The organism is Flavobacterium sp. Root935 (assembly GCF_001429295.1).
In the GTDB taxonomy this organism is placed as follows: Bacteria; Bacteroidota; Bacteroidia; order Flavobacteriales; family Flavobacteriaceae; genus Flavobacterium.
Map to the genome: position 1 here is coordinate 87,011 of NZ_LMJL01000008.1, position 15,905 is coordinate 102,915.

Genomic DNA, 15,905 nt, shown 5'->3' on the forward strand with positions numbered 1-15,905 from the left:
TATTATAAACTATTATCTTTTGTAAACTGAATTACTTCACTTAATTTTCCGAAAGCAATTGCTACGTGAGTATCGGCAGCACCGTAATAAACTGCTAATTTATCTTCTTCAAAATCGTGTAAAGCAGCACATGGGAAAACTACATTTGGTACATCTCCAACCATCTCATACGTTTCTGCAGGTCCTAATAAATAAGGTTGTGTTCTGTATTTTACTTGATCTGGAGCGTCTGTTTCTAATAATGCTGAACCCATTGCATAACGGAAACCGTTGCAGGTATTGATAACTCCGTGGTAAATCATTAACCAACCTTCGTCAGTTAAAATCGGAATTGGTCCTGCACCTACTTTTGTACACTGCCAAGCACTTTGCTCAAATGGAGATGGTTTCATCACTAATCTGTGTTCTCCCCAATATTTCATATCTGGGCTATAGCTGATCCAGATATCTCCAAAAGGAGTGTGTCCATTATCACTTGGACGGCTTAACATGGCATATTTTCCGTTGATTTTTTGCGGGAATAAAACTCCGTTTCTGTTGAATGGTAAAAAGGCATTTTCGCATTGGAAAAATTCTTTAAAATCAAAAGTATAACCAATACCAATTGTTGGTCCGTTGTAACCGTTACACCAAGTAATCCAGTAACGATCTTCGATCCAAACCACACGAGGATCGTATTTATAAGCAGATTCGATCATTTCTGTATTTCCAGATTTCATCTCAATTGGTTCGTGGTTAATGTCCCAATTGATACCATCTTTACTGAACCCAGCAAAAATATTCATCTGAACTGCTTTATTATCACATCTAAAAACCCCAGCATATCCGTCTCCAAAAGGTACAACTGCACTATTGAATATACTGTTTGAAGAAGGAATCGAATATCTGTCGATAATTGGATTCTCAGAATATCTCCACATTACATCTTTACTGTTTTCGGGTCTGTCTTGCCAAGGAATAGTACTCATTTTTTGTTTTTTTTTATTTATTAGTTTTTTTTTATTCTTTATTTAAACACATAGAATCATAGCTTTTTGGAACGTACAAAAGGCGTTTCACTTATTTTAATAAACATAGCTTTACGGACAATCTTAAGTTCCCGTAGTTGAAACTACGGGCTATGTTCAAAGCTATGTGTTAGAAACTAGTTTCTTTCTACACTCTTTTCAAAGTCAAAAAAATCTATGTTTCTATGTGTTTAAAAATATTTCAAAATTCTTACCTCTAGAATCTCGCTTTTCCCTCTATTATCTTATTTCTATTATCTTGCTTCTTGCTTCTAAAATCTCGCCTCTAAAATCTACTCTTCAATCTTCCTAACTCGGTCTAACCAAGTAAACTTCAATACTGTAGTTGTAACTAAAAAGACAACTAAAGCAACACAAGCTTTTGGATAATCTCTGATGATGAAATAAATCGGAAGCAGGATCATGCTTGACTGCCATACAATTCCGATCACACAATTCATCATATCTAGATAGAAATCATTATTTTTTTGAAAAGATTGATCTTCCGCTTTTAATTGTTTGTAAACTGGATTCCAGAATCCCCAAGGTCTAACATTGCTGTAGAAAGATTTCAGCACTTCCATATCTGTTGGATTGCTCAAGTAAGTTCCTAAAAGACAACCTAATATCGAAAATCCGAAAATTAATGGGAATAAGTAAATCGATGGCACTTGCGAAAGTTGATGTAATAACGTTCCGTCTCCAAAATTTCCTTTATTCTGATCTAAAACAAATTGAAGCGAAGCTGCAACAAGTCCGCCGACCATTCCCCAGAAATAACCCCATCCGTTGAAACGCCACCAAATCCATTTTAAGAAGTTCGCCGCAACGTAACCTCCGTACAAAGCACTTGTAATCCAAAGCGTTAAAGAGTTGATAGAATCTGCAAAGAATCCCATGAAAACTCCAAGTCCAACAACTAAGAAAGAAGAAATCTGACTTACTTTAATATAGTGCTGATTTGAAGCAACTGGTTTGAAGTATTTTTTATAAATATCATTTACGATATATGCAGGACCAGCATTTACGAAAGCTGAGAATCCAGACATAAAAGCAGCTAATAAACCTGCTAGAAGAATTCCTTTAATTCCAACTGGGATATAAAGATTCACCACTTTTGGCATTAATAATTCTAAATCTGCTCCCGTAAGATTAACATTTGCGTTTAATTCTGGCGCAAGATTTACCAATGCAATAACCACAATTCCAGTGATTAATAAATATCTCGGAATAAATAAAATCAAGTTGGTAAAACCACTCATGTAAGCTGCTTCTTTTACTGATTTTGTAGAAAGAACACGCTGTAAATCGTAACTTGGAGTTGGACCTGCGACACTTGCAAAGAATCCTTTGAAAAGCGTCATTCCGATGAAAGCACCAAACATTTTATAACCTTCTGTATCAATTAATCTGTTGAAAGTTTCAAATTTATCGCCCCATTGTGTTTCAAATTCCCATCCGAAGAAGACATTTTTCCATTCTGGAGTAATTACAGAATTGATTTGAATATCAGTATAATTAATGAATGCGTAACCAGCAATTAGAACACCTGCAACAATCATAATGATATATTGGACCACTTCTGTTGCCACTACTGAAAACATTCCGCCTTTTACGGTATAAATCGTAGTTAAGAAAATGATTAACAATGCATAAGCTTGTTCTGATGTTAAGAAAACACCACCGTTCATGTGAACTGTTAAATCCCAAGGAAGAATAATGGTTACAAATTTTCCAATTCCAACGAAGAAATAAGCGATGAAACCAATCGTAGAAATAATAGCAAAAATGGCTACAATAATATGAGAAGCTTTTCCTGCTTTATCGCTTCCAAAACGAGTTAAAATCCATTCAGAACCCGTCATTACTTTCGATCTTCTAATCCAGACTGCGAGGAACATCATGACGAAAATCTGATTCCAAATCGGCCAAAGCCACATAAACATGAAACTTTTTACGCCATATAAAAATAAAACTCCAATCATCCAGGAAGTTCCTGAAACATCAAACATTCCTGAGCCATTGCTCAATCCTAAAAAATACCATTTGATAGATTTCCCGCCAAGGAAATAATCGTCAAGCCCTTTTGATGCTTTTCTTGAAATCCAGATTCCTATACCGACCGACATTACGATATAGATTAAAATGATTGATACGTCTATAATGTTCATTAAATATTTATTTTGAATTAGTTAGTCAAACCCCAGTTTTTGTTTGGCTGTGCTCCCATTGTAAAATGAAGCACACCGCCTTGCAGCATTTCTTGGTGAGAGATTGCTGTTTTATTAAATGCTTTTCCGTTTAAAGTAGCCGATTGGATATAAAAATTTTTGTTGGAAACATTCTCTGCTTCAATTACAAAAGTTTTTCCGTTTGGAAGATTTAAAGTTGATTTCTCGAAAATCGGACTTCCAATTTCGTATTCACCAGAAGCTGGATTCATTGGGTATAATCCCATTGAGCTGAATACATACCAAGCCGACATTTGTCCGCAGTCTTCGTTTCCGCTTAGACCATTTGCAGTCGTATTATATTGTGTGTCCAAAATATGACGCACCCAATATTGCGTTCTCCAAGGCTGACCAGCGTGATTAAACATATAAGCAATGTGATGGCTTGGCTCGTTTCCGTGTGCATACTGCCCAATCAAACCAGAAATATCTGCTGAAACATTGTTTCCAGTAATTTCAGAACTTTCTGTAAATAATTGTTCTAATCGTTTTGTGAAAGTGGCATTTCCGCCATGAAGCTTAATAAAATTGTCAACATTATGAGGTACAAACCAGCTGTGCTGCCAAGCATTTCCTTCTGTATAATCAGTATGTTCTCTGTGATTTGAATGTTTTGGGTCGAAAGGTTCGTTCCAAGATTTTCCATCTTCCGATTTTCCTCTCATAAAACCAGATTTCGCATCAAATAAATATTCGTAAGCTTTTGCACGTTTGGAGAAAAACTCATAATCAGCTGTTTTTCCTAGAGCTTTAGCCATTTGCGCCACGCACCAATCGTCGTAAGCATATTCTAAAGTAATGGTAACCGATTCGTCTAATAAATTATAAGGAATGTAACCGTATTTTTTGTAGAAATTTAAGCCGCGTTCATCCTGCATCATTGTGGCTTTCATTGCTTCAAAAGCTTTTTCCGCATCAAAACCTTTAATACCTTTTAAATAAGCATCTGTAATAACTGGAATAGAGTGATATCCTGTCATTGTATTGGTTTCATTAGCATACAAAGTCCAAACTGGCAATATTTTTTTGGTTTCGTAATACGCTAACATTGAGTTAACCATATCTGAAACTCTATTTGGATCTAAAATAGTAAGGAGCGGATTTTCAGCTCTAAACGTATCCCAAAGTGATAAAGTAGAATAAGCGGTATAATTTTTTGAAGTTACAATTTTGTTATCTTCAGTTCTAAACTGTCCGTTTTTATCGCTGTACGTAACTGGTGCAACTTGAGCGTGATACAAAGCGCTGTAGAAAATAGTTTTTAAAGAATCAATTGGAGTTTCTACAGAAATTTTGCTTAAAGCTTTATTCCAAACTGCAGAAGCATCTGTTTTTACTTTTTCAAATTCCTGATCTTTATCTAAATTGTCTTTCGCATTAGCAATACTCACTGAAGAAAGTGCCACTTTTACTCCTAATTCTTTAGAATTTTTAGGATCAAAGAATAATTGCAGCGCAGTATTTTCTCCTTCAGCATTTTTAGCATTCACTACCTTTTTATCAGCCGTAATAATAGATTCGGTGATTGGTTTTGAAAATTTAGCCACAAAAAATACTTTCTGATTTTTTGCCCAGCCTGTACTGTAACGGTAACCGCTGATGGTATTGGCATCTTCAATTGTAATAGAAGTTTTTACCGCTTTGTCCCAATTAATAGCGAAACCAAGATCTACAATAACTGATTGTGTATTGGTATCATTAAAAGTATATTTATGGTATGCGGTTCTTTGCGTAGACGTTAATTCTACATTGATTTTAGGATCTTCAAGAAAAACTTGGTAATAACCCGGTACTGCTTTTTCGTTAACATGATTATATTTTGATTTATACGGAAGGAAATCGCGTGAAGCGGCTTTGGCGGTTAAGTCTAACTTTTTGTTTGTCGGCATAAATAAAATATCTGCCAAATCACCGATTCCTGTTCCGCTTAAGTGTAAGTGACTAAATCCAGAAACTATAGAGTCAGAATAATGATAGCCTGAGCACCAGTCCCAGCTTGAAATTCCATTATCGGGACTCACTTGTAACATCCCAAAAGGAACCGTTGCGCCTGGATACGTATGTCCGTGACCTCCAGTACCTATGAAAGGATCTACATAATTTGCTGCAAAACTTTGCTGATGTTTATTTTTATCTACATTTATTTTGCAACTTGCAATAAAAATTACCGTCAGAGAAAGCAGAGTAATTTTCCTCATATCAAAACAATATTAATTTAACTTTAAATTTAGATAAATTCAACTTTTACCAAAATAAATTTAGACGGACGACATTTAAACAGCTCTAAACATCAAAAAAAAGCAACAAACGACATTTTAAATTACCACTATGATTTTCAACTCAAGCAAGCTTTACACTTTACCTATACGCTATCATGTTTACTTTTGGCTCACGTATTTTTTGTTCAATACACTGCGCTGGGGAAGCTATTTTAACGATTACGTATATTCTTTAAAAACTACTTTACTTGGTTTTCCTATTCACATGGCATTATGTTATCTGAATATTTTGGTTTTGATGCCTCATTTGGTCTATCGCAAGAAATATGTCCTATATATTATAACTGTACTTTCGGCGATATTTGTCATGGTTGTTCTAAAATTTAATTTGACTTATTTGCTGATTACGCATGACGTTTGGCCAGAAGGTCCGCAAACCATCAATACACTTACGCTAAATTATACGATAGATATGATGATGGGTGAATTATATGTGATGACTTTTGTAACAGCTATTAAAATCACGCTTGATCTTTTACAAGAACAAAAACGTGTCACCGATCTGGAAAAATCGCAGCTGGAAACAGAATTATTATTTTTAAAATCTCAGATTTCACCTCACTTTTTCTTTAATACCTTGAATAATATTTATTCGCTTTCTGTAGAAAAATCAAATAAAACGCCTAAGATAGTTTTAAAGCTCTCTGAATTAATGCGTTACATGCTTTATGAAACAAAAGAAAAAAAACAGTCATTAGAGAACGAAATTCTATGTATTCAAAATTATCTTGATTTAGAGAGAATTAGAAACGGAGAAAGACTAGAAGTTAATATGTACATTTCGGGAGATATACATGATAAAGAAATTTCACCCGTTCTATTATTGACTTTTGTTGAAAATGCTTTTAAACATGGCGTTAATAAAAATACCGGAAATGTTGTTATCGATATTAATTTTAAGGTAAAAGGCGATTTCTTATACTTCAGTATTTCAAACCCAATGCCCGAAATTACCGTACATAAAGATAATTTTAACAAGGCAAGTGGTATAGGTATTGAAAACGTCAAAAAAAGACTTGAATTAGGATATAATAAAAGTGACTATAAGCTTTCATTTAAAAATAAAAAGAATATTTTTGTCGTTAAACTAGTCATAAAAGTCACGTAGCCTCGCTTTTAGCTATTTCGAAAACTATACCTACAAAAAAACCATATCGGCCTAAAATAATATTTACAAATGAAAATAAAGTGTTTAATTATCGATGATGAGCCATTGGCAATAAACGTTATTAAAAGTTATATTGAACAGATTGAAGATTTAGAACTCATTAATACCTTTAGTAATTCTATTGAAGGGTTAAATTTCTTGAAAAACAATACTATTGATGTAATTTTTCTTGACATTAATATGCCTGTGTTAGACGGTATAAATTTTATCAAAAGTTTAGAAAACCCGCCTCTGCTTATTATCACGAGCGCTTATGATCAATTTGCAATTGAAACTTACGAGCTGGATGTTTTAGATTATCTGGTAAAACCAATTGAGTTTCCTAGATTAATGAAAGCCGTAAACAAAATCAACAAACGACTTAATAATACCAGTAAAATTCCGCAGGAAAATAGTAAAGAAAACCCTTTCATCTTCGTTAAAATCGACAAGAAAAAAATGAAGAAGATTTTCTTGAACGAAATTTTAGTCATCGAAAGCTTAAAAGATTATTTAAAAATAAGCACAACCTCTGGAAAGTTCATTATTCACAGCACTTTATCAGATTTTACGAGTTTATTGCCCGAAAGAGATTTCATCAGAATCCACAGATCTTACACGATCGCAATTGACAAAATTGATGCTGTAGAAGGAAATAGCATTGAAATTGAAGGACTTAGATACGTTATCGGAAGATCTTATATAGACGAAGTAAAGCAGAAAATTTTGAATTCTTCCATTTAGGGTTTTACCGCAAAGGCGCAAAGATTTACGCAAAGTTCGCTAAGTTTTTTTTAGTTTATATTTTAAAAAAGGATTATAAAAAAGTTCGCAAAGCTTAAAGAATAAGCTTTGCGAACTTTTTTATCTATTTTCATTTAGAAAAAAACCCTTTGTGAGCTTTGCGTAAATCTTTGCGCTCTTTGCGGTTAAAAAAACTTCGCGGTTAAAAAAAACTCTGCAGTAAAAAAACACAAAACGAGTAAAAAACGAAAATGCGGCCAACCACGACCGCATTTTCTCTCAATTATAGGTAACTAACCAAAATAAACCATGAAATAGTCTATTATCTTTATTGCTGGAAAAACCATTAGAAATGATAACGTTTAAACGCTTCGATAGCCGAATAATCTGCTAATCCTAAGTTGTGATATTTTTCTGCAGTCAATCTATTTCTGTCTTCAACTCGCACCCAAAACTCCCTGCTGTCATCACCTTGAAACATAACCCCGTCTTTTTGAGATTGGTGATAAAAAATTGCATGTCGTTTCTTTAAAACCTGGTCAGGACTCATTGGTACTGCCATGTCAATTTGGTACGATTCCCATTCATGCCATGCGCCTCTGTAAAGCCAAACCCAGCAGTCGTCCATAAAACTTTTGTGTTTTAATCTTTTTAAAGCTTCAAACAAACTGTCTAAACAAACTTTATGAGTTCCGTGCGGATCTGCCAAATCTCCGGCGGCATAAATTTGATGCGGTTTTATTCTTTCAATAATATCACACATAATGTCGATATCTGCATCCGAAAGATTATTCTTTTTCACTGTTCCTGTTTCGTAAAAAGGAAGATCTAAAAAGTTAACATTTGAATCTGGCAAACCAATGTAACGAGTTGCCCCAAAAGATTCGCTTCTTCTTATTAATCCTTTTAATTTTCTAACCTCAGGAGAATCAATTTCATTTCCAGTTCTATTTTGAAGGAAATCAACAATTTCATCCGAAACAGCAGAATCTGGATTTAATGCTTTTGAAATTTCTGCAAATTTTAGAGCTTCCTCATTCGAAACCGCTATATTTCCAGAAGTCTGATACGCAATATGAACTTCATGTCCCTGCTCTACCAAACGGTCAAATGTTCCTCCCATCGAAATCACATCATCATCCGGATGTGGACTGAAAATAATTACTCTTTTCTTTTCAGGAGTTGAACGTTCTGGTCTATAGGTATCATCTGCATTTGGTTTTCCTCCCGGCCATCCTGTAATGGTTTGCTGCATTTTATTAAACATCTTAATGTTCAAATCATATGCAGTACCTTCTTCCGTCAAAAGACTCGACATACCGTTGTCGTTATAATCTTTATCTGTTAGTTTTAGGAAAGGTTTCTTCGTCAACTCACTTAACCAGGCCACCGCTTTTAATTTTAATTCATCTGTCCAAACACAAGACTTAACCAGCCAAGGCGTTTTTACTCTTGTAAGTTCAGATGAAGCTTCTGTATCTAGAACAAATGTTGTGTTGTTATGCTCTTGTAAATACGTAGCTGGCACTTGCGAAGAAACCTCGCCTTCAATTGTATTTTTTATAATTCCTGCTTTACTGATTCCCCATCCTAGTAAAACGATTCTTTTTGCATTTCTAACGGTTCCAATTCCCATTGTAATGGCTTTTCTGGGAACATTGTCAATTCCTAAAAAAGAAGAGGCCGCATCGACACGTGTCAAATGATCCAAAGTAATACTTCGGGTTCCAGAGTTTACATGCGAACCTGGTTCATTAAAACCAATATGTCCTGTTCTGCCAATTCCTAAAAGCTGAAAATCCAATCCGCCGTACGATTTAATTTTCATCTCATAATCAATACAATATTGCTGTAATTCCTCAGCACTAACCTGTCCGTCTGGAATATTGATATTTTCTGGAAGAATATTAACGTGATGAAACAAATGCTCGTGCATAAAATGATAATAACTCTGAATATCATTTTTATCCATCGGATAATATTCATCTAAATTGAAGGTCACTACGTTTGCAAAACTCAGTCCTTCTTCTTTATGTTTTCTTACAAGCTCTTCGTAAACTTTTATTGGAGAAGATCCTGTAGCTAAACCTAAAACACAAGGTTCGTTCAGCTCGTTTTTTCTCTGAATTAAATTGGCAATTTCCTGCGCGACCAATAAAGAAGCTTCCTGCGACGATTCGAAAATAACATTATGAATTTTCTCAAAACGAGTTTCTTCAAATTTTCCTGCTTCCGTAAAACCAATATCTTCTTTAATCATATCGCTGTCGCTCATTTAATTAATGTAAGATAAAAGTAGAATTAAATTGTCCTTTAGAACTAAAATTTCGACTAATAACGACTATCGTTCGGCAGAAAACAAAATAGCAAACTTCAAGTAGTTTTTAACGAGCAGAAAAAGTTATTATTCGATGATGCTGATTTCGGCAATCGAAACACTTTGCCCTTTTCCTATGCCAGCTGTTGCAGCAAATCTTAAAAATCTTGCTTTAACTGCAGCAAAACTCTTAAATTGTTCAATTGGGTTGTGTTTAATATTTGAGAATTCTCCTTCCGATTGTTTAGTCCATGTGATACTGTCTTCGCTGGTATAAAATTCATAATTCGAAATTAAATTTAAATTATTTCCAACCTGCTGTGGTATATACGTAAAGCCTTTTATTTCCATTAATTCACCCATGTCGATAATTACAGATTGAGGCAGTTTATTTTCGTCATTTCCAAAACCCCAGTCAGTATTGGCGTCGCCGTCAATAATTTTTTCAACAGTTTTAGTGTCACCGCTTGAAACCGAAATCACTTTCCATTTTTCTTTAGAAACTCCGTATTTAGCCGTTTTAACAGCACTATTAATTTTTTCTTTCGTATTTCTGGAAATGGCTTTAATTGTTACTGCTTTATTATAAGTAAAAGGAGTTTTGTATAAAGTGCTTTTTCCAGAAGGCATTTTTCCGTCTAAAGTGTAATAAACGGCATTTCCATCTTCCGATTTAATTGTCACCAAGCCATTTTTATCACGAAGAATCTGAGGTTCCTTAACAAAAGTCGGAGCATTATATGCTTGAATTGTACTGATTACAAATCCTGCTTTAGCATCCAAAATATTAACTCTAATTGCCGAAGCTGTAACACGGTCTAAACGAAGAATTCTTTTGTAACCAATTGTAGTTTCATTGGCAATCGTTTTCCATTGTCCGTCAACTTTTGCTTCAACAGAAAATGCTTTTACGCGCTGACCCAATTTTATATATTCCTGAAGTGAAATTCTATTAATTGCTGTTGGCTTTTTAAACGTAAACTCGATTGCAGCTTGCTTAACTTTGTCGTCTGTTGCCCAATATGTATTTTTATTTCCGTCAATAACATTTTGAGGTCCGAAATTAGAATCGACTGCTCTTATGTTTGAAGCTTGAACTTTAGAACCAGCCAATAATTCTGTTTTGAAATCGGCTTTTATTGTTGCAACCAATTCCTTTAATCTCTCTTCATCATTTTCATGAACCAAACCACGTCTGTCAACTGGAAGATTCAATAACAAAGTCGCATTTCTTCCAATTGATTCATAATAAATATCAACCATTTCGTCAAGCGAACGAACTTTATCGTCTTCAACGGAATGGTAAAACCATCCTGGTCTGATCGAAACATCGGCTTCACCAGGAACCCATTTTTCGCCATCTTCATGTCCAGACATAAATTCGCTGTAATGGACTTTTCCAGCCAATTCATCTTTCTGACGTAATAACGACCAATTGGTTTTTCCGGCACGTCCTTCTTCATTCCCAATCCATCTTGCTTCTGATGGTCCAACTCCCCAAACCAAAGTTTTTGGAGCGATATCGTAAATCATTTTATAAGTTTCATCCCAATTATAATAAGTAAGCGAATTGATTTTTCTGGTTTCATTGGCGCCTCCGTAATAACCATCACCGCCATTTGCACCGTCAAACCACATTTCGAAAACATCTCCGTAATTTGTCAATAATTCTTTTAATTGATTTCTAAAATACGTTATATATTCAGGTTTTCCGTATTGCGGATGATTTCTGTCCCAAGGCGAAAGATATAATCCTAATTTCAAATCGTATTCTTTACAGGCTTCAGCCAATTCTTTTACCAAATCTCCTTTTCCATTTTCCCAAGGTGAATTCTTAACCGAGCGTTCTGTATAAGCTGATGGCCATAAACAAAAACCGTCGTGATGTTTGGCTACCAAAATAATTCCTTTCATTCCAGCCTCTTTTACCACGCGCGCCCACTGGCGAACGTCTAATTGTGACGGATTAAAAAGTTCTGGCGATTCGTCTCCGTAACCCCATTCTTTATTGGTAAAAGTGTTTAATGAAAAGTGTACAAAAGCATAAAATTCCATTTCCTGCCAGTCAATTTGTTTTTGCGTCGGAAGCGGTCCAAAAGGCTTTGGAGCATTGGCCAATTCCTGACTCGAAACATTAGAAATTACACCCAAAAGACATAAGGAAAGGAATATTTTTTTCATTGCTGATCTGCTTTAAAATGGTCTATAAAGCATAAATGTAGTATAAATTGATTTTCTCATCTACAGAATTTCGACCAACAACAAATTTAAAAGTGTTTTGGTTTTGAATGTATATTTAAAATATGATTTGACTTGAAAGAGTTTAATCTTCCATCTCAAAATAAAAATCAAAATAGCGGAAACAACAAACGCAAGCAAAACAAACAATCTGTTTATCATTGTAATTGAAAAACCTAACTTTGTGGCATCTATAAATGGATATGAAAAAAAACGTATATGTACCATTGGTTAAAAGGCCAAAGCACAATAATTTTTTACAATATTCTCTTTTGATTTTGGCTTTCTATAATCGTTTTTTCAAGACGTGATTGTCTCGTTTTTTCCTGCTTGGCACTCATAATCCAATGGATCATTACTTTTTTGTATGAAGGCGCTTGTTTCTCAAAAAATTCCCAAGCTATTTTATTACTTTTAAACTCTTTCTCATAAGCTTCATCCAGCGGAACGGGTTCTTTTTCGTGTGAATAGATTTTAGATTTACTTTCCGTTCTAAAACTAAATGCTTTTAATCCGGCATCTGTCATAAGTCCTACTTTGGTTAAATCTTCCATCTTTTGAATATTAATCGCGCTCCAAATGCTGGAAGGCTTTCTGGGAGTAAAACGGATGGTATAACTATCTTGATCTATAGATTTCCGAACGCCATCGATCCACCCAAAACAAAGCGCCTGATCTACAGATTCTGACCAGCTCATAGATGGCTTTTTGCTGTTAACTTTGTAAAAACCGACCAAAAGTTCTTTCTCTTTTTGGTGATTTTTCTCTAGCCATTTTCTAAATTCGGATTGATTTGCGAAGAAAGTTGGTGTCATTATTTTTTTTTATAAATGTACAAAGAATCACACAATCCCGATAGCTATCTGAAGCAGAGGCGCTAAGTTAATTTAAAGAATAAAACCATATATGTTATCTTAATTAAGAGGAAACTTAAAATAACATATATGGTTCAAAATTACTAATGCAATATTTTAATTTTTATTAAATAATTCTTTAAATTCGATCGGACTTGTATTTGTCTTTTTCTTGAAAAGTTTATTAAATGACTGCGGATGTTCAAAACCTAATTTATAAGCGATCTCTGAAACCGAAAAAGTTCCTTTGGCAATGTATTCTTTAGCTTTTTCTATTAATTTGTCATGAATAAACTGTTGTGTATTTTGTCCCGAAGTACTTCGTAATAAATCGCTCAAATATCTGGAGGACAACTGCAATTCGTCTGCAACATATTGAACCGTTGGCAAACCATTTTCTTGTGGTTTTTCGCTATTAAAATAATCTTCTAATAAATTTTCCAGTTTAGAAAGCACATCATTATTAACCGCTTTTCGGGTTATAAATTGTCGATTGTAAAATCGATTACTGTAATTCAGCAAAAGTTCTATTTGCGAGATAATAACATCCTGACTAAAATGATCGATTCGTTCGTTCAGTTCATTCTGAATATTTATAAAAACGCCTAAAATTGTCTCTTTTTCTTTTTCTGAAAGATATAAAGCTTCGGCAGCCGAATAAGAGAAAAATCCATATTTTTTAATATTTTCATTTAAAGAATATGGACGAAAAAAATCTGGATGAATATTTAATGACATACCGCTGTAATCGGCTTCTTCTTCCTGCATTTTCAAAACTTGCCCCGGAGAAACAAACGACATTCCGCCTTCTTCAAAATCGTAAAAACCATGTCCGTAACGCAGTTTTCCTGTAAAATTTGTCTTGAAAGATATCTTATAAAAATCCAAAACAATTCCATTTTCAAAATCTGTGGGCTCAAATACGGCTTCGCCATAATTCAAAATGCTAATTAGCGGATGCAATGGTTTCGGTTGTCCCATTGCTTTATGCAACTCCGAAATGGTATTGAATATTCTGGGTTGGTTTTTCATTTTCATGGATGAATGTACAGCTTAAAACGCTGAATATTTTACAAATTTACAAAATGTTCGACTGGCGCAATGTTCCAGCTCACAGTACTTTGATCGATCATATCATGTACGGGCGAATCTCTCAATTCAGTCATTAATTTATGCATTGCACTTGTACCATCTTCTTCGCTGTCCCAAACCAGCATATCATACACGACATCTTTCTTTAATTCGAAAATAGTTCGGGAACGAAATCCTTTTTGGCGTTTCAAAAATGCATCAATTGCAGCATTAGCTTCAATAAACTGTTTTGTTGTAAATCCTTTCAATTTAAAGGTAGTCAATTCTATAGCTTGATTTTTCATCTGATCTAAAATTAAAAAGTAAACATTGTTTTGATACTTTTCACCTGATTTTCAGCTCCCAAACTTAAGCGCTCATTGTATAATGCGTTGGCATCATTTCCGGCAATATAACGTAATTGATTCTTATTATCTGTCGCAGCTTCGTAGATAATTTGAGCGACATCTTCGGCTTTTGTATAATTTTCTAATTGTTCTGCGCTATACCCTTTACTCACTTCAAAAGTTAGTTTTTCATATGCTTCGTGTTGTGCAACTTCCATAGATCGTATGGCAAAATCTGTTTTCATGCCGCCTGGAGCCACAACTTTTACTTGTATTCCAAACTGGACTAATTCTGATGCCAGACTTTCTGAAAATCCATCTACGGCAAACTTTGTTGCGCTATAAATCGAACAAGTAGGAAAACCCATTAATCCGAAAGTAGAAGTAATATTAATGAATGTACCGCTTTTTTTCTCTCGGAAGTGAGATACAAAAGCTTTTGAAACTCGAATAACCCCAAATAAATTAGTCACGATCTGACGTTCGATTTGATGATTTTCTAAAGATTCTAAAGCGCCAATTAAACCATAACCAGCATTATTTAAAACTACATCGATCGAATAATTTTCTGTAATACTTTTAATCGTAGAATCAATTTGCTCTGAATTTGTCACGTCTAACGGAAGTACAATCACATTTTCTAATTGATTTAATTCTGTTTCCTTTTCTGGATTACGCATGGTCGCAATTACCTGCCAGCCTTTGCTTTGAAATAATTTTGCTGTAGATTTTCCTAATCCTGTTGAAGCTCCTGTAATAAAAATTGTCTTTTGCATTTTTAATTATTTTAAAATTATAATGCAAAGATCAGCCGAAGTATAAAGGTGTTTGTAGCCGTTTTGGAAGATCTATTAGCCAAAATGACGGATACTAAAAAACTCCATTATTTCTAATGGAGTTTTGGTTATAAATTCTCTTTCGTCAATCGATCCAGCTCTTTCAACAATGTTGGAATTCTAAATTCTCCTGACATACTTTTTACTTTTTGAACTGCATCATCCAGTTCAATACCAATTGCCGTAACGTATAAGGGTTTCTGGCTGTCACCTCTTAATATCCCGACTTTATCTTTTTCAATCGATGCAAAATTTGTTTTGGCAACGCCAATAATCGGAATTTCTTTATTAAGCCTTTCGTATAAATGTCCGCCTAAACCATATTTTTTATCATCATCTAAATAAACAAAACTATCCACTATTATAACATCAACTTTTGCTAGATCTATTTGATTTAATAAACTTAAAATACAGGGAAGTTCTCTTCTGTAAAACTCACCAGGAATATATTCTTCTACATTTTCTATTATTTCGGTGTGAATTTTAAAGTTTTTACTTTCATTCCATTCTTCAAATTCCAAACAAACTGTTTTGGCTTTTCCGTCAAAATAGTAAGTATCAAATGCTAATATCATAGTGTTTTATTTCTTATCAAAGATGCTAATATAAGACAAAATCTACTTTGTAACTTCATACAAAAAACTCCATTATTTCTAATGGAGTTTACTGATTTTTTAAATTTAGATCTAAATATTTCGCTCCCATGGAGCTTGTGATAATCTTGTTAATTCTTTTCTATAAATATTTCGCTCTTACAGAGCTGAAAAACTATTTAATTGCATAACAAACACAATAGGAGCTTAATTTATAGAATTTCTAAATTTTAATTTTAGA

General features: G+C 34.1%; 12 protein-coding genes. 2 read left to right on the plus strand and 10 right to left on the minus strand.

Annotated elements, in window-relative coordinates:
- Nucleotides 1-2: 2 nt before the first annotated feature.
- The 3 genes from ASE40_RS05995 to ASE40_RS06005 form a co-directional block, all read right to left on the minus strand.
- A complete protein-coding gene (locus ASE40_RS05995) occupies nucleotides 3-968 on the minus strand; it encodes a glycoside hydrolase family 130 protein (protein ID WP_057116060.1) in 966 nt (321 codons plus the stop codon).
- Between the two features lie 332 nt (nucleotides 969-1,300).
- Nucleotides 1,301-3,178 carry a sodium:solute symporter family protein gene (locus ASE40_RS06000; RefSeq protein WP_057116061.1) on the minus strand — a complete coding sequence of 626 codons (1,878 nt, stop codon included), beginning with the start codon at nucleotides 3,176-3,178 and terminating at the stop codon, nucleotides 1,301-1,303.
- 17 nt (nucleotides 3,179-3,195) lie between these two features.
- Complete coding sequence (locus tag ASE40_RS06005; RefSeq protein ID WP_057116062.1) at nucleotides 3,196-5,436, minus strand: GH92 family glycosyl hydrolase; 2,241 nt, start codon at nucleotides 5,434-5,436, stop codon at nucleotides 3,196-3,198.
- A 130-nt stretch (nucleotides 5,437-5,566) separates the two neighbouring features.
- Here ASE40_RS06005 and ASE40_RS06010 point away from each other — a divergent pair, with 130 nt between their 5' ends.
- The gene (locus ASE40_RS06010) at nucleotides 5,567-6,625 is read left to right on the plus strand and encodes a sensor histidine kinase (RefSeq protein ID WP_057116063.1); all 1,059 of its coding nucleotides are present in this window, start codon (nucleotides 5,567-5,569) and stop codon (nucleotides 6,623-6,625) included.
- Nucleotides 6,626-6,694: 69 nt separating this feature from the next.
- Nucleotides 6,695-7,408, plus strand: a complete 714-nt coding sequence (locus tag ASE40_RS06015; RefSeq protein WP_057116064.1) for a LytR/AlgR family response regulator transcription factor — start codon at nucleotides 6,695-6,697, stop codon at nucleotides 7,406-7,408.
- A gap of 346 nt (nucleotides 7,409-7,754) precedes the next feature.
- Here the strand turns inward: ASE40_RS06015 and nagB are convergent, their stop codons facing one another.
- The 7 genes from nagB to ASE40_RS06050 form a co-directional block, all read right to left on the minus strand.
- Nucleotides 7,755-9,683, minus strand: a complete 1,929-nt coding sequence (gene nagB, locus ASE40_RS06020) for a glucosamine-6-phosphate deaminase (protein ID WP_057116065.1) — start codon at nucleotides 9,681-9,683, stop codon at nucleotides 7,755-7,757.
- 129 nt (nucleotides 9,684-9,812) lie between these two features.
- On the minus strand, nucleotides 9,813-11,906 hold the full coding sequence (locus ASE40_RS06025; RefSeq protein ID WP_057116066.1) for an alpha-L-fucosidase: 2,094 nt from the start codon (nucleotides 11,904-11,906) through the stop codon (nucleotides 9,813-9,815).
- Nucleotides 11,907-12,220: 314 nt separating this feature from the next.
- A complete protein-coding gene (locus ASE40_RS06030; protein WP_057116067.1) occupies nucleotides 12,221-12,778 on the minus strand; it encodes a YdeI/OmpD-associated family protein in 558 nt (185 codons plus the stop codon).
- A gap of 156 nt (nucleotides 12,779-12,934) precedes the next feature.
- Nucleotides 12,935-13,849 (minus strand): helix-turn-helix domain-containing protein, encoded by a 915-nt coding sequence (locus ASE40_RS06035; protein ID WP_082586794.1) that lies wholly within the window; start codon nucleotides 13,847-13,849, stop codon nucleotides 12,935-12,937.
- A gap of 38 nt (nucleotides 13,850-13,887) precedes the next feature.
- On the minus strand, nucleotides 13,888-14,193 hold the full coding sequence (locus ASE40_RS06040; RefSeq protein WP_057116069.1) for a hypothetical protein: 306 nt from the start codon (nucleotides 14,191-14,193) through the stop codon (nucleotides 13,888-13,890).
- An 11-nt stretch (nucleotides 14,194-14,204) separates the two neighbouring features.
- Nucleotides 14,205-15,011: an SDR family oxidoreductase gene (locus ASE40_RS06045; RefSeq protein ID WP_057116070.1), complete on the minus strand. Its 807-nt coding sequence runs from the start codon at nucleotides 15,009-15,011 to the stop codon at nucleotides 14,205-14,207.
- A 128-nt stretch (nucleotides 15,012-15,139) separates the two neighbouring features.
- Nucleotides 15,140-15,646 carry an endonuclease V gene (locus ASE40_RS06050; RefSeq protein WP_057116071.1) on the minus strand — a complete coding sequence of 169 codons (507 nt, stop codon included), beginning with the start codon at nucleotides 15,644-15,646 and terminating at the stop codon, nucleotides 15,140-15,142.
- Between the last annotated feature and the right edge of the window lie 259 nt (nucleotides 15,647-15,905).

Excerpts from the sequence above, each read along its gene's own strand:
- ASE40_RS05995 (WP_057116060.1), bottom strand. The coding sequence starts at position 968 with ATGAGTACTATTCCTTGGCAAGACAGACCCGAAAACAGTAAAGATGTA.
- ASE40_RS06000 (WP_057116061.1), bottom strand. The coding sequence starts at position 3,178 with ATGAACATTATAGACGTATCAATCATTTTAATCTATATCGTAATGTCG.
- ASE40_RS06005 (WP_057116062.1), bottom strand. The coding sequence starts at position 5,436 with ATGAGGAAAATTACTCTGCTTTCTCTGACGGTAATTTTTATTGCAAGT.
- ASE40_RS06010 (WP_057116063.1), top strand. The coding sequence starts at position 5,567 with ATGATTTTCAACTCAAGCAAGCTTTACACTTTACCTATACGCTATCAT.
- ASE40_RS06015 (WP_057116064.1), top strand. The coding sequence starts at position 6,695 with ATGAAAATAAAGTGTTTAATTATCGATGATGAGCCATTGGCAATAAAC.
- nagB (WP_057116065.1), bottom strand. The coding sequence starts at position 9,683 with ATGAGCGACAGCGATATGATTAAAGAAGATATTGGTTTTACGGAAGCA.
- ASE40_RS06025 (WP_057116066.1), bottom strand. The coding sequence starts at position 11,906 with ATGAAAAAAATATTCCTTTCCTTATGTCTTTTGGGTGTAATTTCTAAT.
- ASE40_RS06030 (WP_057116067.1), bottom strand. The coding sequence starts at position 12,778 with ATGACACCAACTTTCTTCGCAAATCAATCCGAATTTAGAAAATGGCTA.
- ASE40_RS06035 (WP_082586794.1), bottom strand. The coding sequence starts at position 13,849 with ATGAAAAACCAACCCAGAATATTCAATACCATTTCGGAGTTGCATAAA.
- ASE40_RS06040 (WP_057116069.1), bottom strand. The coding sequence starts at position 14,193 with ATGAAAAATCAAGCTATAGAATTGACTACCTTTAAATTGAAAGGATTT.
- ASE40_RS06045 (WP_057116070.1), bottom strand. The coding sequence starts at position 15,011 with ATGCAAAAGACAATTTTTATTACAGGAGCTTCAACAGGATTAGGAAAA.
- ASE40_RS06050 (WP_057116071.1), bottom strand. The coding sequence starts at position 15,646 with ATGATATTAGCATTTGATACTTACTATTTTGACGGAAAAGCCAAAACA.